This is a genomic window from Pseudokordiimonas caeni, from assembly GCF_026719705.1.
GTDB lineage: Bacteria > Pseudomonadota > Alphaproteobacteria > Sphingomonadales > Kordiimonadaceae > Gimibacter > Gimibacter caeni.
Genome location: NZ_JAPPRR010000001.1, coordinates 1,453,817 through 1,475,146, shown reverse-complemented (window position 1 = coordinate 1,475,146; position 21,330 = coordinate 1,453,817). Strand labels below are relative to the sequence as shown.

The following is a 21,330-nucleotide window of genomic DNA, read 5'->3' as shown; positions in this document are numbered from 1 at the left end:
CTGAATTACAGTCTGCGCGGCTCCGGCGCAAGTGAATTCTGGCCTGCCGGGTAGTCTGCAAGTTCGATTAGAGAGCCATTGCGGCCAAAAGATGACAGCGGAAGACATTTGACATGCCTGAACATAGCCTGAACGAATTTCGCAGTCACACGCCAGCGGCATCGCTGCGTTTGCATATGGACAATGCCGGTTCCGCCCTGATGCCTGTGCCGGTGATCGAACGTATGGAAAAACAGCTGAAACTCGAGGCAGAGGTTGGCGGTTACGTAGGCCAGGAGCGCACGACGGCCGAGATGGAAGGGGTTTATGCATCGCTCGCTGCACTCTTTGGCGGCAGGGCTGCGGACTATGCATTGACCAGCGGCACGGTCGATGCCTGGACTCGGCTTTTTTACAGCATTCCCTTTGCGCCCGGCGACAATCTCGTCACTGGCTACAATGAATATTGTGCGAACTATGTTGCCTATTTGCATCAGGTGGAGCGGCGCGGGATCGAGATCCGGGTGGCGCCGCCGGGCGCGAACGGCGAACTGGATGTCGCCGCACTCGAAAGCCTCGTCGATGCGCGCACGAAGCTGATCAGTCTTGTACATGTGCCCTCGTCAAGCGGGCAGGTGAACCCGGTGGCTGCCGTTGGCAAGGTGGCGCGGGCAAATGGTGTTCCTTTCCTGCTGGATGCGGCCCAATCCGCTGGCCATGTGCCGGTGAATGTGGACGAGATCGGCTGCGACATGCTTGTCGGCACGGCGCGCAAGTTCCTGCGTGGCCCGCGCGGTGTCGGGTTCCTGTATGTGCGGCCAGAAACCCGGCGCAGGCTGGAGCTTGCATTTGTCACCAACAACAGCGCCTGGGTTGCGGCTGACCGGTTCACGCTCAGGGACGACGCCCGCGTGTTCGAGGCGTGGGAGCGTAACATGGTCGCCATTCTCGGCTTCGGCGCCGCGCTCGGTTATTTCAGGAGCCATGATCCTGCTGCCCTGATGGCCCGTACCCTTGGCCTTGCTGACCGGTTGCGATCGGGCCTTGCGGGGATCCCCGGTGTGGTGATGACCTGTCCGCCGGGCGCCTATGGTGCCATCGTGACCTTCCGCAAGGAGGGGCATGACCCGGCTGCGGTCAAGGCGCTGCTGGAAGCGGAAGGTATCGCCGTGAATGTGGCGTCCGTGGCGCACACACGGCTTGATCTTGAGGCGCGGGGGATTGAAACCACGCTCAGGGCCTCGCCGCACTATTATCTGTCGGAAGAAGATATCGACCGATTTGTGGAGCGGATCAGTGCGCTCTGAGCCCGGCAAAGCACGCCGTGCCCGCCCGGTCAGCAAGGAATGGCTGGAACGGGCGGCGTTGCATTATCTTGGTCGCTATGCCGCCACGCGCGCCCGGCTGGTGGAGGTGTTGATCCGCAAGGTGCGCCGCCGACACGAGGACGATGCACCGCCAAGCGCCGAGGAGGCAGGCTGGGTTGAGGCGGTGGCCGACCGCTGCGTGGAGCTGGGCTATGTGGACGACGCTGCCTATGCGCGGGCCCGTGCTGCCACGCTCCTCAGGAAAGGCAAGCCCGGACGGGCAATTGCCGCCGACCTGCGCCACCGGGGGATCGGTGAGGAAGGGGTGGCCGAAGCGCTTGAAAGGATCGATACGGACGAGAACGCAGGGCTGGACCGTCGTGCCGCCGCCGCCCTTGCGCGCCGTCGCCGGTTCGGTGCCTTCGGGACCGGCAAGGATCAAAGCGATGATCGCCGCCGCAAGGAATTGGGTGCCATGATGCGGGCGGGCTTTTCCTACAGCCTTGCCGTGGAAATCCTTGATATGGAGGAAGAAGCGCTCAGGGAGCTTCTGTAACCGCGCCGAACAGGGCCAGAAGCTCCGGCGTGTCGAGGTCAATGAGGATGCCGGGGTCATCGACCGGCACTTCCAGCACACCGGCTTCGTGTGCCGCCATTACCGCCTTGCCACCCCTGTCGCCTTCAACCTGCATCAGGTCCGCCTTCAGGTCGGCCCGCCACAGCACGGGATGGCCGCGCCGTCCTGCGAACACGGGCACGATAATCTCGGCAGTCGGGTCTTCCGCAGCGGCGCTGGTCAGGGCGGCGATCGTATCGCCGCGCACGAACGGCATGTCGCCGAGCGCCACAAGGAAATGGTCGCAGGCGGGCAGGGCAGCAAGCCCGGCCTTCAGGCTGGTGCTCATGCCTTCCGCGTGGGCCGGGTTATGCAGTACCGCCACGCCTTCGGCAGCAGCGATTGACCCGCTGGCGGCTGATTCGTTGCCAGTCACAACAATGATATGGTCTTTATTTTTAATGACTTCTGCAATTTTCCTGATGCTGCAAGCGAGGACGGGCTCGCCGTTCAGGCGGCTTGTCAGCTTGTTGGTTCCCCCCGCGCGGCGAGCGGATCCGGCGGCGAGGATGATGGCTGCGATACGCGGCGCCATGTCGGTCCCGGCAACCTCGATACGCCCGCGGCCGGGCTCCAGAAGGCCGCCAGCGCCAAGGCTGGCGAGGGCAGTGGTATCGAGCGTCAAGTGGGCGGCGAAGCGCTCCAGCACCAGATCAAGCCCGTTGCGTGCCGGGCTGCGGGCACAGCCGGGCATGCCGATCACAAGACTGTCGCCAAGGTGGCCAAGCATCAGGAGGTTGCCGGGATCGACCGCGAGGCCGAGCTGCAGGATTTCGCCGCCAGCAGCCATCAGCGCAGCCGGCACGATGTCCCGCGCGTCGGTTATGGCAGCCTTGCCGGCGATCAGGATCACGTCTGGTGACGATGCTTTGATTGCCGCCAGTGCATCAGCCAGCGACACCTTGTCGAACCGGCATTCCGCGTGGGAGGCGAGCGTGCCGGCAACAGCGGCAAGACGGGCTTCCGTAACCTTGAGGAGCTTTTCACCGCCCGGTGCCTCGGCATTCAGGAGTGCAGCGCGGAAGGGCTGAAACGGGACCACCTTCAGGGGCGCGGTTGCTGTGGTCAGCGTGTCCACTTCGTCGGCAGGCAGGCCGAACGGTATGACCTTGAGGCTTGCCACCTTGTCGCCTTTGCGAACCGGCGCAGCCTGCGGCCGAGTGGCGAGGGCCGCGGGATAGCCGCCAAGGCCGCCCGGCTGTTCAGGGGGAAGTTGCAGCAGGCCGTCAGACACCGCAAACAGATCAACCCGTCCATGCACAGGCGCCGCTGCGCGCAAGCAGGGGCCGGCAAGTACCGATGCGATCCTTGCCGCCGCGGCATCTTCGCCGCAATCATCGGGCGCCAGCCGGAAAACGCCGACGGGAATGCGGGCGGCGTCACCCATGCGGATGGTATCGGCGTTCGTCAGCAAATGGCCCTTGGGCAGTTTGCCGCCGGGAAAGGTCAGGGAGTGGGCGAGCTGCCAGCCGACGGCATCCGCCGGGGCGCGGTCTTCAAATTCCATTGCCCGTTCTCATGATGCAGATGATTTCCGCCATGATGGAAAGGGCGATCTCGGCCGGTGTCACCGCGCCAATCTTCAGGCCCGCGGGCCCCTGGATGCGGGTGAGGGTCGCCGTATCGAAGGAATATTGCTTCAGCCGCTCGATCCGCGCGCCGTGGGTCTTCCGGCTGCCAAGGGCGCCGATATAGAAGGCGTCGCTCCTGAGCGCGACCTTGAGGGCGGCGTCATCAAGCTTCGGATCGTGGGTGAGGGTGACAACGGCGGTGCGGCCGTCGGGCTCGTGAGAGTTCAGGTAATCGTCCGGCCAGTCGCGCACGATTTCCGCCTTGCCGAACACACGGCTGTCGGTGAAGGCGCCGCGCGGATCAACAACCGTGACGGCGAATCCGGATTCGTTGGCAAACTGCACCAGATGCTGGGCGATGTGCACGGCACCGATCACCACAAGCTTCGGCTTCGATTTGACCGGCAGGAAAAGCGTGTCGCCTTCGATAATCGGCGTATCGCTGCCGCTGATCTCGTCGCCCACATGGCGCGGAATGCTGATTGTGCCGCGCTTCATGTCGATTTCCAGAAGCGTATCCTTGCCGGCCTGCAGCTTTTTCAGGGTATCGCCCAGGATTTCGGAAAGCGCGTGGTCAACCGCCAGAAGAAGGATGCGAATCTGGCCGCCGCAGGCAAGCCCGGCGCCCCAGGCTTCCGAATCCGCCACGCTGAAATTCAGCCGCTTGGCGCCGCCGAAATGCATCAGTTCGGTTGCCTCGGCGATAACCGCACCTTCAACACAGCCGCCGGATACTGAGCCCTCGAAGGCCTGATCCTTACGGATCACCATCAGGCTGCCGGCCGGGCGCGGGGCCGAGCCCCAGGTTTCCGCCACGATAGCAAGGGCAACCTTCTGCCCGGCAAGGTGCCAGCTGATCAGCGTCTGAAGTTCATGATCCATATACAGGTGCCCATCCTCATTTCGCCGGAGCGTAGCGCTGTGCCCGTGCGGCTGGCAAGCCTTAAGCCGAAGGGCGGTATCGCTACCGGTAATCCTTGATTTGGCAATGGGGGGTTTGTACAAGCGAATCGCACGCCGGGAGCTGGCCAGGGAAAAGCTGCGACCGGATTGAGGACTTCCAATAAAGTTTAGGGGTGGACAATGTCGCTTTTTGCGAACCCGACGGGGAGACTTTTCCTCGGGCATTCCGCCGAATGGTACAAGCTGACCATTCTGGCATTTCTTGTAATTAACCCGATCATCTATTTCGCTGTGGATCCTTGGATCGCCGGATGGGTGCTCGTTCTCGAATTCATCTTCTGCCTCGCGATGGCGCTGAAATGCTATCCGCTGCAGCCCGGCGGCCTCTTGGCAATCGAGGCCATCGCCATCGGCATGGCGTCGCCCGATCAGGTCTATTTCGAGGTCCAGCACGGCCTTGAAGTGATCCTGCTCCTCGTCTTCATGGTGGCGGGCATTCACTTCCTGAAGGACATGCTGCTTTTCGTCTTCACGAAGCTGTTGGTGCGGGTGAAGAACAAGGTCCTTCTGGGCCTCCTGTTCTGTTTTGCCGGTGCCTTCCTGTCGGCCTTCCTTGACGCGCTCACGGTTATCGCCGTCGTTATCGCGATTTCGGTCGGTTTCTACTCGATCTACCACAAGGTAGCCTCGGGCAAGGATTACCACCACGACCATGACCATGGTGACGACACGACGATCGAACCGCTCGGTCAGGAAGACCTTGAAGGCTTCCGTGCGTTCCTGCGCAGCCTGATGATGCATGCCGCTGTTGGTACTGCCCTTGGCGGGGTTTGCACCATCGTCGGCGAGCCGCAGAACCTGATGATAGGCAGTCGCGCCAACTGGGGTTTTGCGGAATTCTTCCTCCGCATGTCGCCGGTCACTATCCCGGTTCTCTTCACCGGTCTTGCCACCTGCGTACTCCTCGAGCTCACCGGCTGGTTCGGCTATGGCGGCAAAATCCCGCCGAAGGTCCTCACCATCCTGCAGGATTATGACGCCTACGAAAGCGGCCGTCGTAGCAAGAAGGACAAGATCTCGCTCGCGATCCAGGGCTTCGTTGCCCTGTGGCTCATCGTGGCGCTCCTGTTCCACCTGGCGGCAGTCGGCCTCATTGGCCTCAGCATCATCGTTCTCGCCTCGGCCCTGACGGGTGTGACCGAAGAACACCAGATCGGCCATGCCTTCCAGGAAGCGTTACCCTTCACCTCGCTGCTCGTTGTTTTCTTCGCGGTGGTAGCGGTGATCGGCAATCTGGACCTGTTCCGTCCGGTCACCGATTTCGTGCTGAGCCTTGATGGTCACGGCCAGATCACGGCCTTCTACGTGGCGAACGGTGTGCTTTCCGCGATCTCGGACAACGTGTTCGTGGCAACCGTGTACATCACCGAAGCCGCCAAGGCGCTGTCGACCCATGTGATCGACCGCGACACCTTCGACATGATGGCTGTGGCGATCAACACCGGCACCAACATTCCGTCGGTTGCAACCCCGAATGGCCAGGCCGCATTCCTGTTCCTGCTGACGAGCGCGCTCGCGCCCCTCATCCGGCTCAGCTACATGCGCATGGTGGTAATGGCGCTGCCCTACACGATCACGATGTCGATCGTGGGCTACCTTGCCGTTGCGCACCTGCTGATCCCGATGACCGAGCACTTGTATGAAGCCAAGCTGATCAAGCATCATCATGAACTCGTTGGCGAAGCTGCAGATGTAGGCGACACTGCCGGTACACATGGTGTTCCGGACAAAACCGGCCACTAAAACAAGTCCCGGTCCGTTGTGTTGAAGCAACAGGCTGGCCACGAAACGACAAACCGCCCGCAACGAAAACAGTTGCGGGCGGTTTTATTTTGAGCCAATGTTTGGTATATAGTTAATGAATGGTTAATTTTTGGGCGGTCAGGCATATCCGTCCGTGACTATTTAAGGGGGGTAGATATGAGTGGCCGTGATCAGGCGCGTTTGGAGGACCGGCCCGTCGAGAATGCGCAACAAGTCACCGGGCGCGTAAAATGGTTCGATGCCGTGAAGGGCTACGGATTCATGGTCCCCGATGATGGCAATGGCGACATTCTCCTCCATTTCTCCGTACTGCGTGAAATTGGACGCCGTTCTGTTCCTGAAGGGACAACCGTGATTTGCGAAGCCGTCGCCCGCGACAAGGGGCGGCAGGCGGTTCGTGTCAGCTCGCTCGACCTTTCAACTGCCGTTTCGCCCGAAGATCTGGGTCGCTCGTCTTTCTCCCATCCGGGGATGGAGGTGGAAGTCGCGCGTGAATATGAAGACGTCAGTGTCAAATGGTTTAACCGCACCAAAGGATACGGTTTCGTATCGCGCGGCGAGGGCACACCTGATATTTTCGTCCATATCGAGACGCTGCGCCGGGCGGGGCTGACGGATCTTGAGCCCGGACAGGCCGTGCGTGTGCGGATCGGCCGGGGCGAGCGGGGCCCGCTGGTAGCCCAGATCGCACTGCCCGGGGACGCGTGATCCCTAACGCCCGGGGGTATTCTGTGCTGCGTATCTTCAAAACACTTCTGGCCGGCTTCTGCTTTCTGGCAGTGGCCGCCTTGCCGCTTTCGGCGGGGGAAGAGCAAGGCCCGCTCTCGCCGCTCGCCGTCCTCAAGGCCGATGGCACCCGGATCGAACTTCAGGTGGAAACCGCAACTGATGATGCCTCCCGCGCCGAGGGGCTGATGTTTCGCACCCATATGGCCCCCGATCACGGCATGCTGTTCATTTTCGAGGAACCCGTGCGCGCCCAGTTCTGGATGCGCAATACGCTTATCCCGCTTGATATGCTGTTCATCCGCACCGACGGACGGGTGGCCAACATCATCGCCAATGCCGAGCCTCAGACCGATGATCCCCGCCCCTCGAAAGGCCGGGTGATCGGCGTGCTGGAGCTTGCAGGCGGCCGTGCGGCGGAGCTTGGCATCAAGCCCGGCGACCGTATCCTGCACGGACTTCTGGCGGCCGGCGAATAATCCCGAACTTTCCGCTTGCCAAGCAAGGCCCCAGTTCCCTAGAAGGAGCGGGCATCGGGGAGTGGCGCAGTCTGGTAGCGCATCTGTTTTGGGAACAGAGGGTCGCAGGTTCGAATCCTGTCTCCCCGACCATGTATAAGAAACCCGGCCTTCGTGGCCGGGTTTTTCGATTCAGTCAGGCGGCGACAAGCCAGTCGCGGATGATGTCGTAATATTCGTCGCTGCCATGCATCCAGTCGCGCCCGCCGTCAGCGAGCAGCGTCTGCGAACACAGCGTCTCGCTGATCCGGCCTTCCGCCTCCATCCGCTCCCGTACGAGGATGAACTCGGCGCCGAGCGAGCGGACAACGAGGCAAAACAGCTTTTCATAGAGTTCGACAAACGGCTCGATCTCCGAACCTTTTTCGTAAAAGCGCTGCAGTGGCGGGTCGGAGAAAACCAGGACCCGATATCCCGCATCCACAAAGGCCTTGATGGCCGCTTTGTGGGGGGCCTTCACCTCATTGAAAAAGTCGAAGCATTTGTTGACGTCCAGATTCTGCAGCATGTTGCGGGCCTGCAGCCACTGGATCAGCTGATTGACACTTGCTCGGGTGTTGAGCCCGATGTTCGTCACGATGACCGGCTTTTGACCAGTGGCCTTTTCGGCGGCTGTCAGGTCCTCGAGGGTTTGCAGCCAGTGGTGGCGTGTGGCCCGGCTTTCGAGCGGGACGAAGAAATCTTCGGCATCGGGGCGAAATTTGCCGGCTGCCCATGAGGCGCCCATCATGATCATGCCGCCAAGGGTTGGCAGGTTCTTTCTTGTGAAGCTGCGGGCCAGCAGCGGCATATGGCTATCGCCCACGAGGCAAAAACGGGCTGACGTGTCTGTCCGGTGATTGCTGTTCCAGTTCTCGAGGAGGAGTTCCTCGCAGATGGCATCTTCATCGGCCGGGGCAGCGCCTGCAACTGTGGGCTTGCTCTTGACGCCGAGCCCGGCCTCAAGGTGGGACATCACGAAGGCGACACCTTCGGGACGGACGTTCCGCTGGTTCGGCTCGAAATAGCGGCCGCCGATGGGCGGCGAGGCGATCAGCTCGAAGGACGGGAAATAGTCGATCCAGGCGTGGTGGGCGGCAAGCTCACCTGCCACAGCCCGCAGGATCGATTTCGAATAGGTGGTGGCAACGAGGACATGGCTGTTCGAAGCCGTTGCCGTCAGCGGAACGGGGGAAACAGTGAGAAGGAATCGGATGCCGGGGTTCAGCGCCCGCGCGAGCCTGCATGCGGCCTCCATTTCCTCCAGTGTTTCTGCGTGGCTGTAATTGTGGAAATGATGGGCCTCGGGGTCGAACGTGCCGGCGAGCGTGCCGGGGCACATCGGATAGACAGTGCCGTCGCTGTGGCGCCAGGCTTCGGTAAGGCCCAGCGTGAAGACAAAGAGGTCAGTCCCTTTTATCTGGTCGGCAATTTCCGTAATGGCGGCTTGTCGGGCTGCCAAAAGTTCAGCCTCGCTTGCGTAACCATTCTTGCAGACGGTGGGGCATAGCAGATCATGGAAACGGCCATCCTGTTCGGCAATCTGGCCGTCCAGTTCACGGTTGCCGGTTGCGGCTTCGAGCCATTGGCGCATCAGCGCAGGCGTGTAGATGTTGCCGAGTGCAAAGGAAAAGTTGAACTCGGGCGCGATCTTTGAAGGACTGAAGCGAAAACCGTTAGCGGCAAGCCACTTTCCGACATGCTGGGCGAAGCAGGATCCGGCGGTAATGAAACCGGACTGATTGTCGATCGCATATTTGGGTGCCCAGATGCCGGGAAAAGCATCGCCGGGCCTGATGTCTGCGACGGCAGACCGCCAGAATTTTTCCGGGCCCAGCGTTTCGTAGGGATTAGTCATCGGGACAATTTCCTGGTGATTGAAATTGTCCCGATCAAAGCATGATATGTGCCATCAGGCGAGGGTTTATGCCATCAGGCGAGCATAGCGCCGAGCATCCAGCCGGCTTTCTCGTGGGCCTGCAGGCGGTCCGTCAGGAGGCCTGCAGTTACCTCGTCATGCACTTCTGCGGCCTTGCCGATCACCGGGCGGATGCGTGCAGCGAGGTGGGCGTGGGCATCCACAAGGCTTTTGACCATCTCTTCCGCCGAGGCGTTTTCGTCGCCATCCGCGATCGAGCCCAGCTTCTGGTAGGCCTTGAAGCCTGCAGGCGCCTTCTGTCCGAGTGTACGGATGCGTTCGGCCACTTCGTCAACAGCGAGTGCGAGTTCGGTATATTGTGTTTCAGTCAGCAGGTGCACCGGCTGGAAAAGCGGACCAGTCACGTTCCAGTGCACGTTGTAGGTCAGGATATAAAGCTGAACGGTTTCCGCGAGGATGACTTTCAGGTCATCAGCAACGGCGGGGGAAGCAGCGGCTGCTTTGGCGGTGGCAGATTTTTTGGTCGTCTTGGGGCTCATGTTCATTTCTCCTTGCTGTTGAAACGGTTATGCCACAGACATGGGGACTTATACAGACGATTAAAGGTATATCAGTAATCGATTGTATCGATTAAAGGGTCAGCCTGCCATTTTGATGGCAAGCGCCCCCGATACAATCAGGAGGGTTGCTGCCGTCTTGCGCCGGGTCATCGGTTCGCCCAGCCAAAGGGCACCGATGAGGGCGGCAAACAGGATACTCGTTTCCCGAAGCGCTGCAATCTCACCGAGTCCGCCGATCTGGAAGGCATAAAGGGTGATTGTGTAGCCGCCGTAGGAAACGATCCCGGTCAGCAGCCCGATCTTCCATTCGCTGCGCACCGCCTGCATCAATGGCTTCACGGGGCGCTGGATCAGGGCGCTTGCCACGAAGAAGGGCGCGAACACAAGGTTCACCCAGACGATATAGGAAAAGCCGAATTCCTTGACGGCCAGCCCGTCGATCAGGCTGTAGGAGGCGATGGTGAGACCGGTGAGCATGGCGCTGCCCACACCGGCCTCGCGTTTGCCAGCATGAAAAAGGTGGCGAGGATTGAGGCCCGACATGGCGAAAATGCCGGTCACCAGCACCAGAACACCGCCAAACTGCCAGATTGTCAGGGGCTCAGGCAGTAGAAAGAAGCTGAGAAGCCCGATGACAAGCGGCCCAGTGCCGCGCGCGATGGGATAAACCGTCGAAAGCTGGCCGCGCGACAGGGAGTAAAGCGCCAGCCGCTGATAGGTGACATGCACGGCAACCGAGGCGGCGATCCACAGCCAGCCATGCAGCGGCATCGGGGGTACAAGGAAGGCGGCGGGCACGAAGGCGGCACCGCCCACGATATTCATGCCGACGGCTGCCGCGACCTTGTCGGAGGCGCTTTTCAGAAGGGCGCTATAAGTGGCATGGGCCACCGCTGCGATCAGGATCAGCAGGGTGGCCCATGTATCGGGATCGTTGGCAATCAGGCCGGTCATTTGAGCGCGGCGCAAGCCTCCTGGATGCGGGTGCAGGCTTTCGTCAGCGCCTCGGTGGAGGTTGCATAGCTCACCCGGAAGTGCGGTGAGGTGCCGAAGGCTTCGCCCTGAACGGCGGCAACGCCGAAGTCTTCGAGGATATAGGTCACGAAGTCGCTGTCACTCAGGATCTTCTGGCCCTTGGGCGTCGTTTTGCCGATGCAGCCGGCAATCGACGGATAGACATAGAAGGCGCCTTCAGGCTTCGGGCAGGTGATGCCATCGGCGGCGTTCAGCATGTCAACCACGAGGTCGCGGCGGCCTTTGAATACCGCGGCACGCTCGGCGAAAAAGTCGGTCGGGCCATTGAGGGCGGCAACCGTTGCGGCCATCGAGATCGAGCAGGGGTTCGAGGTCGATTGCGATTGCACCTTGGCGATGGCTTTCACGAGCTTGGCATCCCCGCCCGCATAGCCAATCCGCCAGCCGGTCATGGCATAGGCCTTGGCCACACCGTTCATGGTCAGCGTGCGCTCGTAAAGCTCGGGCACCACAGCGGCAATCGTCTTGAACTTGAAGTCGTCATAAACGAGGTGCTCGTAGATATCGTCCGAGAAGATATGGACGTGCGGATGGCGTTTCAGCACTTCACCGAGCGCCTTGATCTCGGCTTCCGAATAAGCCGCACCCGACGGATTCGAGGGCGAGTTGAAGATCAGCCATTTGGTTTTCGGCGTGATCGCGGCTTCGAGCGCTTCGGGCGACATCTTGAAATTCTGCTCAAGCGTCGTCGGCACGAACACGGGCACGCCCTGTGCGAGGAGCACGATATCGGGATAGCTTACCCAGTAGGGGCAGGGGATTACCACCTCGTCACCCGGATTGAGCGTGGCCATCATGGCGTTATAGACGGTGTGCTTGCCGCCTGCGTTCACCGTGATCTGGCTGACGTCATAAGTTAGGCCGTTTTCGCGGCGGAATTTTTCGACAATCGCCTTCTTCAGCGCCGGAGTTCCATCCACGGCCGTATATTTGGTGTCGCCCGCGCGGATCGCGGCGATGGCGGCTTCCTTGATATGGTCGGGTGTATCGAAATCTGGCTCGCCTGCGCCGAGGCCAATCACGTCCTTGCCGGCTGCCTTGAGTTCAGCCGCCTTGGTGGTCACGGCGATGGTCGGCGAGGGCTTGATACGGTCGAGCGAGCGGGACAGGAAGGACATCGGAAAATTCCTTGAGAGCATGGTTTCAGGCGTCAGGACTGACGCGGCGCAGCATAGGCGGGGCTGCAGCCGGCTTCAAGGGCTGAAAGGGCCAAAAGCTATCAGAAAACCAAAAAAAATGGGGGTGCCGAAGCGCCCCCAAGTTGGTCCAGAAACGATAGAAAGTTGGTCGGGTGTCAGAAGGCGGCCTTGAGGCCGACAACGACAGCGCCTTCGCCAATACCGCTCACATTGGTGTCCACATATTGGACGGTGACCGTATATTGCTGCAGCGCGTAGGCGAGGCCGAGGTTCCAGTCCCACTTGCCGTCGCCAAAGGCGCCGTCTTCATACGCGATATGGCCGGTTGCGGTGATCGGGGTGTCCTTGATCGGCACGCCGGCATCAAGATAGAGATAGATATTGTCTTGGTTGGAAAGGTTGGCCTGTCCGCCCCAGACATAGGCAGCGCCGAGTTTCCAGTCGACGAGGTCGGCAGCATTACCGGAAATCGAGCCGTAGGCCTCGATATAGTGGGTGCCATCGGAGCCCGGATAGGTGTAGGCGAGGAGACCGACGTCTGCGGTCAGGCCCGCGCCGATTTCGGTGCGATAGCCGCCATAGATATCAAGCTCCAGCTCGGAGAGGCCGCCGGTTTCGGTGCCATAGCCCTGGATCGAGGAACCCCAGGCGCCGATGTAGAAACCGTCCTTTGTTGAAATGTCGAAGCCGCCCTGGATGGCAGGGTCTTTTTCCGAGAGCGAGAGCCCGCGGAAGCGATACTCGCTCATCAGGGCTACGTTGGCGGACAGCGAGAAGTAGGGCTCTTCGTCTGCCATGGCGGCGCTCGGGGCCACAGCAGTGGCCGAGGCAATCAGAACAAGGGGAACAAGGGAACGGCGCAATTTCAAAGTGGGCATAGTATTCCTCCGTGGATATCGGGTCTTGGCAATTTTCATTTTTGTGACACCATATCAGCAAAGCCTGTGCCAATCGGCCTGATGTTCTTTAACGCATTGTAAAGTAATGAATATTTATGATTTTCGTTGTGGCCGTATGTTGCGGCGCGAGACAAAATATGCACATATTATAATCATTGATTAAAATATAATCACGTCGCAGGTAGTGGTGTTCACGGTTTTCTGTTCGCGTGCGGGGCTTGATGCGGCGGCCCGAAAGGGGCACCTTCGGGCCAAACACAGCGAGGCATAAGAATGATCCCGAATGACGCCAATATTCCCTTCGTGCCGCACCGGCCGGACCGCCCTGAAAAATCGGAAGGCGGTATCGCCTTCAAGCTGGCGAGCGATTTCACACCGGCGGGTGACCAGCCAACGGCGATTGCGGAGCTCGTCAAAGGACTGAAGGGGCACGAGCGCGATCAGGTTCTCCTTGGGGTCACCGGCTCGGGCAAGACTTTCACGATGGCCAAGATCATCGAGGAAACCCAGCGCCCGGCGCTGATCCTGGCGCCGAACAAGACGCTGGCGGCGCAGCTTTACGGGGAGTTTAAAAGCTTCTTCCCCGAAAACGCGGTCGAATATTTCGTTTCCTATTACGATTATTATCAGCCCGAGGCCTATGTGCCGCGCACCGACACGTTTGTGGAGAAGGAAGCCTCGATCAACGAACAGATCGACCGGATGCGCCACTCCGCGACGCGTGCCGTGCTGGAGCGTGACGACGTGATCATCGTGGCGTCTGTTTCCTGCATCTATGGTATCGGGTCGGTTGAAACCTACACGGCCATGACCTTCGCCCTGAAGGCAGGGGACGAGATCGACACGCGCGAACTGGCCCGGCGGCTGGTGGCCTTGCAGTATCAGCGTAACGATGCTGCTTTCCACCGGGGCACCTTCCGTATCCGAGGTGACGTGATCGACATTTTCCCGAGCCATTATGAGGACCGCGCATGGCGGCTGATGATGTTCGGCGACGAGATTGAGGAAATTGTCGAGTTCGACCCGCTGACCGGCGAAAAGATCAAAGGCCTGGAGCAGGTGAAGGTTTATGCCAACAGCCACTATGTGACGCCGCGCCCGACGCTCGATCAGGCGGTGAAAGGCATCCGGCATGAACTGACCCAGCGGCTGGCAGAATATGAAAAGATGGGGCGTATCCTTGAAGCCCAGCGGCTGGAGCAGCGCACCCGTTTCGATCTCGAAATGATGGAGGCAACCGGCTCTTGCGCGGGGATCGAGAACTATTCACGCTACCTCACCGGCCGCAATCCGGGCGAACCGCCGCCGACGCTTTTTGAATATCTGCCCGAAAACGCCATTCTTTTCGTGGATGAAAGCCATGTGAGCGTCAGTCAGATCGGCGGGATGAGCCGGGGGGATGCGGCCCGCAAGTCGATCCTTGCCGAATATGGCTTCCGCCTGCCGAGCTGTGCGGACAACCGTCCCCTAAAGTTCGAGGAATGGGACGCGATGCGCCCCGACAGCGTGTTCGTTTCAGCAACGCCTGGCGACTGGGAGATGGAACGTACCGGCGGCGTGTTCGCCGAACAGGTGATCCGCCCTACCGGCCTCATCGATCCCGAAATCGAAATCCGCCCGGTGGACACGCAGGTCGACGACCTGATGCACGAATCCCGCCGCATGGCCGAGAAAGGCCTGCGGGTGCTTGTTACCACGCTCACCAAGCGCATGGCGGAAGACCTGACCGAATATCTGCACGAGAATGGCATCAAGGTGCGCTACATGCATTCGGATATCGAAACGCTGGAGCGGATCGAAATCATTCGTGACCTGCGCCTTGGCGTGTTCGATGTGCTGATCGGCATCAACCTGCTGCGCGAGGGGCTTGATATCCCCGAATGCGGGCTTGTGGCCATTCTGGACGCCGACAAGGAAGGTTTCCTCCGGTCGGAACGCTCGCTGGTGCAGACCATCGGCCGCGCAGCTCGAAACGCCGAGGGCCGGGTCATCCTGTATGCGGACAAGATCACGGGGTCGATGGAGCGCGCGATCGGCGAGACCAATCGCCGCCGCGCCAAGCAGCAGGCCTTTAATGAAGAGCATGGCATTACCCCGCAAACGGTGAAGAAGAATGTCGGCGACATCCTCGATCATGTAGCGGAATCCGATTATGTGACCGTCGATATCGGCGAGGATGCGAAGCATCTGGTGGGCTCGAACCTCAAGGCGCACCTTGCGGACCTTATGGAGAAGATGCGCAAGGCTGCCGAGGATCTGGAATTCGAGGAAGCTGCCCGTATCCGTGACGAGATCAAGCGGCTCGAGGCCGGCGAGCTTGGCATCGCCGACAAGTCCCTCCGCCCGCAAGGCCGCGCCATGGGCGGCAAACCGGGCACGCGGACACGCAAGGGTAAACCGCAACGGAAGTTGGGGTAGGGTGGCCTCAGGCGGCAGGTGAGGCTGCTGCGGCGGTGCGCGGCGTCATGGGGCGCAGGGCATCGCGCAGCATCTGCCGAACGGTGTCATCCGTATAGCCATCGAAAATCTCGAGATAGCGCACCCCCGCGCGGCGCAGGACTTCCTTCTTCACCGCGTCGCGCACGGCGGCATTGCCCTGATAATGGCCGCTGCCCTGATATTCGATGGCGGCGAGCGGCTCGCCGGTGTTGCCGATAATCAGGATATCCACTCGCTTGGCATTGATGCAGGCGTGGGCTTCGCGGTCGGTCGACCCGATGATTTCGCCGAGGCAGGTTTGCGCGAACACGCGGTAGCCGCCGTTGATCTGCGGCAGTTCCTTTTCCACAATGCGGAAGAGGCCGTATTCGCTGCCGTTCATGATACGCCGCCGGGTAAAGTTCGCTTGCATCACCTTCTGCAACTGATCCATCGCCGGATCGCGGCGTTCGGTCTGGCGCTCGCGGCTGTAGACAAGTTTCGGCCGGTTGCCCTTGCGGCCGGGCAGGGCCTTGCCATTCAGGCCAAGGATGGCGACAAGGATCAGGCCAAGGCCTATCAGTTCCCAGATCATGACATCCATTCAGATCTCTCCTTCCGGCATAACAACCGCCGTAAACGCGTGATGGATACAGTGAATGGTTGTATATTTATCGCATGATTCGTGAATCAAGTGTTATCATGTCGTAAAAATTGTATATATTAAAGATTGCCGAGCGGTCTCATGCACTTGGGCTTTAACGCTGCAGGTTGCGCATTGCGCTGGCGGGCAGTATCGTCAGGGTGAGTACGAACCGGATGATCGATCAGGGGGCTGATCGCACCGGATGCATCAGGGGGAATTCGTGACGTCCAGGTGGTGGGCCATCCTGTTCTTTGCCGTCGCGCTTGCGCCATTCTTGCTGGTGCAGCTTTACCCCTTTGTCGACCTTTACAATCACGCGGCGCGGCTTTTTGTCCTGACGCATTTTGATGAAGTGCCAAGGTTCAGGGAATGGTACGCGCCGGCTTGGGCCCTGATGCCCAATCTGGGGTTCGATCTGGCAGCGTGGCCCGTCTTCAAATGGCTGCCGCCGCTGATGGCTGCAAAGATATCTGTGCTCGCACTTGTATCCCTGATGTATTGGGGCGGGCTTGCCGCCATGCAACTGATGCGGGCCGATTTGCGGCTGGCCGCACCCGTTGCGGCGCTTTTCTCGCACAATTACGTGCTTGGCTGGGGGTTCATCAATTTCCTCCTCGGTTTCGCGCTTTCGCTTTTTCTGCTGCGACTGACGCTTGACGATGACTGGCGGCTGGTCCGGCGGCACTATCTGATTCAGGTGCCGCTCGCCTTCATGGTGTTCCTCTGCCACGGGCTCGCCTTCGTCTTTTACGGGCTGATGGCGGGCACACTGATCTTCGCCGGATGGTGGCAGCGCAAGGACCGGAATGTTCGTGCCCTGATCACGGACGGCCTTTGGCTGGCGGGGCACGCCCTGGTGCCGGTGGCGGCCTTCTTCGTGACCCGCACGGCGGAGGCCGGCGGCAGCTATGCTGTGGGGGTTGACCGTGTGCTCGCCACCTATCCGGATGCCGGCAGCCTGATGGCGCGCACGATGTGGGAGCTCAAGGAACGCATTGTGGTGACAATGACAACGGTCGAATCAGGATTCTTCGTCGCGGATCTTGTGCTGAATGGCCTTTTGTTCGTGGCACTCCTTTATGCCTTTGTACGCCACCGCAAGCTCGCCGGCAATTGGCCGCCGCTGATGCCGGTGATTGCTTCGCTCCTGCTGCTTGTCACCATTCCCCCCAATTTTTTCGGGGCGAGCTATCTGGAAATCCGCGTGCCGCTTTTGCTGCTGATCGCGCTTACCGCCGGGCTGACCGCTGCGGTGCGGACCCGTGCATTTGTGGCCATCCTCTCGTTCGGGGCCGTTGTGCAAAGCGCGATGCTCGGGGCGTTCCTGCAGGAAAGCGAGACGGCATACAGCGAGTATCTGGCGGAGGCGTCAGTCGTGATCGAGCCCGGTGCGCTTGTGAAGCCCATAACCATCGCCCCCGTCAATGGCCGCCGCGACTCGTTGCCGCGTTGTCAGCCGATTGATTCGCTCCTGATGCTCACCCACCCTGTGGGCGCACAGCTTTTCACCATTCCCGGCCAGCAGCCTCTGCAAGCGGTAGGGGAAATGGCGGCGGCGGGCGATGCGATGCCTTCGTTCCCGCGCTACCGGCATGGGTTCAACCAGCCCTTCACGAATGAGAAGCTAAAGGCCCTGGCGGCATCGGGTTTTGACTATGCCATTCTTTGTGGTCGTGCGCGGGGCGACGCCGAAATCCCGGCGAATTTCCGCCCCGTGCTGAACGGCAGTTTCTACGATATCTACCGGATCGAGCCTATATCTGCCCCTTGACCATCGCCATCGACAGCGTGCCCGCGCCCGACAGGCTCCAGCCGCCATCCACGGGCAGCACCACACCGCTGACATAAGCCGCCGCAGGGGACGACAGGAACATGGCGGCATCGGCAATCTCGCTGACCGCGCCCATGCGCATCAGCGGTACGCTTTCGACCGTGGCTTTCACAGCGGCCGGTGTCGGCGCCAGCCGCTTCATACCTTCGGTACCATCGATCGGGCCGGGCGAGATCGAATTCACCCGGATGCCCATCGGGCCCCATTCCATGGCCAGTGTGCGGGTCAGCATATCGACGCCTGATTTGGCAGCGCACACGTGGGCCTGCAGCATCATCGGAATCCACGCCTGCGGTGCCGAGATATTGATAATGGAGGCGCCGGGAGCCCTGAGATAGGGCTGGGCGCTCTGCATCACATGGAAGGTGCCAAGAAGGTCGATATCGACAACCGATTTGAAGGCATTGGCCGACATGCCGAGGGCAGGGGCCGGGAAGTTGCCGGCCGCGCCCGAGATCAGGATATCGATCTGGCCGTGGGTGGCGTGGAAAGCCTTCAATGCATCACGCACCGCTTCCACGTTGCGCACGTCCAAGGGATAGCCAGCCGCGGTCGCGCCAAGGCTTTCAAGCCGCGCGACCGCTGCCTTCACCTTGTCTTCCGAGCGACTGGCAACGCCCACAAGTGCACCCCGCGCCGCGAAGGCCTCCGCGATACCGAGGTTGATACCGCTGGTGCCGCCGAACACGAAAACGGTTTTGCCTGTAAAGTCGAATGTAACGGACATGACTGGTTCTCCCTCCCATCATTCATTCATGATTTCACGATACATTCGCCGCCGTTGCAACAGGGCAGGTGATAAGAGACGCGTTTCAACAATCACTTTCCTGTCGGCGGCTAGCCTATTGCGGTTGCTTCCGATATTACTTACCTGTTAGCGAGCGATCGGGGCACCCGTCCCGGCGCAAGACGGAAGACGGAAACGACCGATGGCCATGCTGATTGAAAGTGAATCCGGCAATGTGAAACGTACTGCCTGGCCCGACAGCCTCGGGGCAGATGCGCTCGCAGGTCTCGTCCAACCGGCCGATATCGTCGGGCGGTCGCTTCTTTCATGGTCGGAACATTGCAGCGAATGCACGATGCCGGCCTGTTTCACTTCCTGCCAGTTCTATGCACCGCGCCGCGATTTCAAATGCGCTCGTTTCCGCCGCGGGTTCGAGATTGCCTCGGGGCCGGAAGGCGCGAAAATGGCACGGGTCGCCTATGGCAAATGGGCGAAACTTGAAGCCATTGGCAGCCATGCGCTGCGCGGCGGGCTTGCCACACGCCTCGCGCTTGGGCTTTCGTCCGCCGTTGGTGGCCTGATCTGGCGCCTGCCTGTGCCGCATGGCGGCCGCACGTGGGCCGCGCGCAAATTCTACGGCCTCAAGGCGAAGCTCGCCCGTCGCAGCGGCGGCGTGCCGGTGACGGCCTCGCATGCCTTTTTGCTGCAAGCTGCAAGCCTTTCGGGCAAACCATCGAGCCTGATCCTAGAGTTTCGCAACAAGGACGGCCGCACGGGCGTCTTCCAGAAGAATGTGACGATCGAGGCGGGCCTGACGAGCATCGCCATCGATATTGCGTCCATCTCCGCGCTGATCGACCTTTCGGGCGACTATTTCGTGGCGGTTTATCCGGCACAAGAGGGCGGTAATATCGATATCGCCTTCCTGTTTGCCGATTTCGTGCAACTGCGCGACCCGCAGAAGTTCCTGTCGGCTGCTGCCAAGCCCGCTGCGAAGAAAGAAGCCAAGAAAACTCCCGCCGACAAGGTGAAATGCATCATCTGGGATCTTGATAACACGCTCTGGAAAGGCGTGCTGATCGAGGACGGCGCCGATAAGCTGGTGGCGCGCACCGAGCTGATCGATTTCATCAAGGCGATGGACGCCCGGGGCATCCTGCACTCGGTCGCCAGCAAGAATAACGAGGCCGATGGCCTTGCGAAGCTCCGCGAGCTCGGCATCGAGGAGTATTTCCTGTATCCGCAGATCAACTGGGGTCCGAAAAGCCAGTCGATCGATATCATCCGGCAAAGCCTGAATATCGGCATCGATACTTTCGCCTTCATCGATGACCAGCCGTTCGAGCGCGAGGAGGTGGCGGCGATCCATCCGGCCGTACGCACCTTTGATGCGCTTGATTTTGAAAGCTGGCGGGATCATCCCTCGTTCGATGTGGAAGTGACCGACGAAAGCGCCGGCCGCCGCCAGATGTACCGCGACGAGATGAGCCGCAACAGCTTCCTGGCCACCAACGGTGAAGCGGATTTCCTTGCGTTCCTGCGCGGCTGCAACCTGCAGGTGGAGATGGAGCCGCTGTCGGAGGACCGGCTGCCGCGTGCCCATGAACTGGCGCAGCGCACCAACCAGATGAATTTCTCGGGCTGCCGTTATACAAAGGCGCAGCTTGCCGAAATCGCGGCGAGCGACAACAAGCTTGCCATGTTGGTGCATGCGTCCGACCGCTTCGGCAATTACGGCATTGTGGGGCTTGCGATCTTCGACCGGCCTGCCGGTCTGCTGGAAGACCTGATGTTCAGCTGTCGCATCCAGGGCAAGTATGTGGATCACGCGGTGATTCAGCATTTCCTTGAAAATCAGGGGGCGGACATGAAGATCCGCTTCAAGCCGAGCGACCGCAATATCAAGCCTGCGGAGATTTTCTCGAAACTCGGCTTCGAGGAGGTCGACATGGACGGGGATTTCAAGATTCTGCAGCGTCCGGCAGGCAAGCCTTTCGACCATCAGGATATTGTCAATGTGAAGGTGATCGATCATGTCGTTTCTTGAAAAGATCGAACGCCGTGTCGCCCGCTACGCGCCAAGTCGCCGCATGACCCTGCCGAAGGGCCGGGGCGTGATCAGCTTCTGCTTCGATGATTTCCATGTCGACGCCTACGCGCAGGGCGGCCGCATTCTGGAAGCTGCTGACATGACCGGTACCTTCTATCTGTGCGCCGGGCTGCTGGACACCGAACTGGAAGGCCACAGGATCGCGAGCGCAGAGACGGTGAAAAACGCCTTTGATGCGGGACACGAGATAGGCTGCCATACCTTCAGTCATATGGACTGCCAAGCAAACAGCGCGGCTTCCGTTGCGGCTGACCTCGAGAAGAACAAGGCAGCGATCACCGAGCTGACCGGCCTTGCGCCCTACAGCTTTGCCTATCCTTTCGGCAAGATGTCGGTTGCGGCCAAACGGCTGGCGAGCGCCCGTTTCGGCAGTGCACGCGGCGTGACGGGCGGTATCAACCGCGGTCTTGCCGATCTCGGCAACCTTCACGCCAACCAGATATACAGCAAGGGATTTGACCTAGCGGCCCTTGAAGCCCGGATTGCCGATGTGGCTGCAAATGGCGGCTGGCTCATTTTCTACACCCACGAGGTGACAGAAAACCCGAGCCCCTTCGGCTGCCGCCCGGACGAGTTCAAGGCTGTTGTCGATGCCGTCGCCAGAAGCGGCGTGCGCTGTCTGCCGGTGAAACACGCGCTGGCCTCGCTCGTCTTCTGACATTC

General features: G+C 60.5%; 18 protein-coding genes and 1 tRNA gene. 10 read left to right on the top strand and 9 right to left on the bottom strand.

Going from position 1 to position 21,330, the window contains the following annotated elements:
• Positions 1 to 113: 113 nt before the first annotated feature.
• Complete coding sequence (locus tag OU694_RS06775; RefSeq protein ID WP_308910216.1) at positions 114 to 1,286, top strand: aminotransferase class V-fold PLP-dependent enzyme; 1,173 nt, start codon at positions 114 to 116, stop codon at positions 1,284 to 1,286.
• Positions 1,276 to 1,842: a regulatory protein RecX gene (locus OU694_RS06770; RefSeq protein WP_308910215.1), complete on the top strand. Its 567-nt coding sequence runs from the start codon at positions 1,276 to 1,278 to the stop codon at positions 1,840 to 1,842. Before OU694_RS06775 ends, OU694_RS06770 begins: the two co-directional genes overlap by 11 nt.
• Here OU694_RS06770 and OU694_RS06765 read toward each other — a convergent pair.
• A complete protein-coding gene (locus OU694_RS06765; protein WP_308910214.1) occupies positions 1,826 to 3,409 on the bottom strand; it encodes an NTP transferase domain-containing protein in 1,584 nt (527 codons plus the stop codon). The two genes, OU694_RS06770 and OU694_RS06765, sit on opposite strands and share 17 nt — an antisense overlap.
• Entirely contained in the window at positions 3,399 to 4,355 is a 957-nt protein-coding gene (locus tag OU694_RS06760; protein ID WP_308910213.1) for an XdhC family protein, read from the bottom strand. Before OU694_RS06760 ends, OU694_RS06765 begins: the two co-directional genes overlap by 11 nt.
• A gap of 201 nt (positions 4,356 to 4,556) precedes the next feature.
• Between OU694_RS06760 and nhaB the strand changes: the two genes are divergently transcribed.
• From nhaB to OU694_RS06740, 4 genes are all read left to right on the top strand, one after another.
• On the top strand, positions 4,557 to 6,179 hold the full coding sequence (nhaB, locus tag OU694_RS06755) for a sodium/proton antiporter NhaB (protein WP_308910212.1): 1,623 nt from the start codon (positions 4,557 to 4,559) through the stop codon (positions 6,177 to 6,179).
• Positions 6,180 to 6,356: 177 nt separating this feature from the next.
• On the top strand, positions 6,357 to 6,908 hold the full coding sequence (locus OU694_RS06750; RefSeq protein ID WP_289502721.1) for a cold-shock protein: 552 nt from the start codon (positions 6,357 to 6,359) through the stop codon (positions 6,906 to 6,908).
• Positions 6,909 to 6,931: 23 nt separating this feature from the next.
• Entirely contained in the window at positions 6,932 to 7,405 is a 474-nt protein-coding gene (locus OU694_RS06745; RefSeq protein ID WP_308910211.1) for a DUF192 domain-containing protein, read from the top strand.
• Between the two features lie 55 nt (positions 7,406 to 7,460).
• Positions 7,461 to 7,537: transfer RNA gene (locus OU694_RS06740), tRNA-Pro, on the top strand.
• Positions 7,538 to 7,580: 43 nt separating this feature from the next.
• On the opposite strand, the gene OU694_RS06735 is transcribed toward OU694_RS06740, so the two are convergent.
• From OU694_RS06735 to OU694_RS06715, 5 genes are all read right to left on the bottom strand, one after another.
• Positions 7,581 to 9,281, bottom strand: a complete 1,701-nt coding sequence (locus tag OU694_RS06735; protein WP_308910210.1) for a GSCFA domain-containing protein — start codon at positions 9,279 to 9,281, stop codon at positions 7,581 to 7,583.
• Between the two features lie 74 nt (positions 9,282 to 9,355).
• Positions 9,356 to 9,841, bottom strand: a complete 486-nt coding sequence (locus OU694_RS06730) for a Dps family protein (RefSeq protein ID WP_308910209.1) — start codon at positions 9,839 to 9,841, stop codon at positions 9,356 to 9,358.
• A 99-nt stretch (positions 9,842 to 9,940) separates the two neighbouring features.
• On the bottom strand, positions 9,941 to 10,831 hold the full coding sequence (locus OU694_RS06725; protein ID WP_308910208.1) for an EamA family transporter: 891 nt from the start codon (positions 10,829 to 10,831) through the stop codon (positions 9,941 to 9,943).
• A complete protein-coding gene (locus OU694_RS06720; protein WP_308910207.1) occupies positions 10,813 to 12,015 on the bottom strand; it encodes a pyridoxal phosphate-dependent aminotransferase in 1,203 nt (400 codons plus the stop codon). Before OU694_RS06720 ends, OU694_RS06725 begins: the two co-directional genes overlap by 19 nt.
• Before the next feature lie 176 nt (positions 12,016 to 12,191).
• Entirely contained in the window at positions 12,192 to 12,914 is a 723-nt protein-coding gene (locus OU694_RS06715) for a TorF family putative porin (RefSeq protein WP_308910206.1), read from the bottom strand.
• 294 nt (positions 12,915 to 13,208) lie between these two features.
• Between OU694_RS06715 and uvrB the strand changes: the two genes are divergently transcribed.
• Positions 13,209 to 15,353 carry an excinuclease ABC subunit UvrB gene (gene uvrB, locus OU694_RS06710; RefSeq protein ID WP_308910205.1) on the top strand — a complete coding sequence of 715 codons (2,145 nt, stop codon included), beginning with the start codon at positions 13,209 to 13,211 and terminating at the stop codon, positions 15,351 to 15,353.
• Between the two features lie 7 nt (positions 15,354 to 15,360).
• Here the strand turns inward: uvrB and OU694_RS06705 are convergent, their stop codons facing one another.
• Positions 15,361 to 15,957 (bottom strand): DUF2726 domain-containing protein, encoded by a 597-nt coding sequence (locus tag OU694_RS06705; protein ID WP_308910204.1) that lies wholly within the window; start codon positions 15,955 to 15,957, stop codon positions 15,361 to 15,363.
• 262 nt (positions 15,958 to 16,219) lie between these two features.
• On the opposite strand from OU694_RS06705, the gene OU694_RS06700 reads away from it, so the two are divergent.
• Positions 16,220 to 17,770, top strand: a complete 1,551-nt coding sequence (locus OU694_RS06700; protein WP_308910203.1) for a hypothetical protein — start codon at positions 16,220 to 16,222, stop codon at positions 17,768 to 17,770.
• Here the strand turns inward: OU694_RS06700 and OU694_RS06695 are convergent.
• Positions 17,754 to 18,557, bottom strand: a complete 804-nt coding sequence (locus OU694_RS06695; protein WP_308910202.1) for an SDR family oxidoreductase — start codon at positions 18,555 to 18,557, stop codon at positions 17,754 to 17,756. The two genes, OU694_RS06700 and OU694_RS06695, sit on opposite strands and share 17 nt — an antisense overlap.
• A 202-nt stretch (positions 18,558 to 18,759) precedes the next feature.
• Here OU694_RS06695 and OU694_RS06690 point away from each other — a divergent pair, with 202 nt between their 5' ends.
• Positions 18,760 to 20,604, top strand: a complete 1,845-nt coding sequence (locus OU694_RS06690; RefSeq protein WP_308910201.1) for an HAD-IIIC family phosphatase — start codon at positions 18,760 to 18,762, stop codon at positions 20,602 to 20,604.
• Positions 20,591 to 21,325: a polysaccharide deacetylase family protein gene (locus OU694_RS06685; protein WP_308910200.1), complete on the top strand. Its 735-nt coding sequence runs from the start codon at positions 20,591 to 20,593 to the stop codon at positions 21,323 to 21,325. The genes OU694_RS06690 and OU694_RS06685 overlap by 14 nt, the downstream gene beginning before the upstream one ends.
• Positions 21,326 to 21,330: the final 5 nt, after the last annotated feature.

Coding starts and splice junctions, on each gene's coding strand:
- OU694_RS06720 (WP_308910207.1), bottom strand. CDS start 12,015: ATGTCCTTCCTGTCCCGCTCGCTCGACCGTATCAAGCCCTCGCCGACC.
- nhaB (WP_308910212.1), top strand. CDS start 4,557: ATGTCGCTTTTTGCGAACCCGACGGGGAGACTTTTCCTCGGGCATTCC.
- OU694_RS06775 (WP_308910216.1), top strand. CDS start 114: ATGCCTGAACATAGCCTGAACGAATTTCGCAGTCACACGCCAGCGGCA.
- OU694_RS06695 (WP_308910202.1), bottom strand. CDS start 18,557: ATGTCCGTTACATTCGACTTTACAGGCAAAACCGTTTTCGTGTTCGGC.
- uvrB (WP_308910205.1), top strand. CDS start 13,209: ATGATCCCGAATGACGCCAATATTCCCTTCGTGCCGCACCGGCCGGAC.
- OU694_RS06690 (WP_308910201.1), top strand. CDS start 18,760: ATGGCCATGCTGATTGAAAGTGAATCCGGCAATGTGAAACGTACTGCC.
- OU694_RS06715 (WP_308910206.1), bottom strand. CDS start 12,914: ATGCCCACTTTGAAATTGCGCCGTTCCCTTGTTCCCCTTGTTCTGATT.
- OU694_RS06735 (WP_308910210.1), bottom strand. CDS start 9,281: ATGACTAATCCCTACGAAACGCTGGGCCCGGAAAAATTCTGGCGGTCT.
- OU694_RS06765 (WP_308910214.1), bottom strand. CDS start 3,409: ATGGAATTTGAAGACCGCGCCCCGGCGGATGCCGTCGGCTGGCAGCTC.
- OU694_RS06705 (WP_308910204.1), bottom strand. CDS start 15,957: ATGGATGTCATGATCTGGGAACTGATAGGCCTTGGCCTGATCCTTGTC.
- OU694_RS06760 (WP_308910213.1), bottom strand. CDS start 4,355: ATGGATCATGAACTTCAGACGCTGATCAGCTGGCACCTTGCCGGGCAG.
- OU694_RS06750 (WP_289502721.1), top strand. CDS start 6,357: ATGAGTGGCCGTGATCAGGCGCGTTTGGAGGACCGGCCCGTCGAGAAT.
- OU694_RS06730 (WP_308910209.1), bottom strand. CDS start 9,841: ATGAGCCCCAAGACGACCAAAAAATCTGCCACCGCCAAAGCAGCCGCT.
- OU694_RS06685 (WP_308910200.1), top strand. CDS start 20,591: ATGTCGTTTCTTGAAAAGATCGAACGCCGTGTCGCCCGCTACGCGCCA.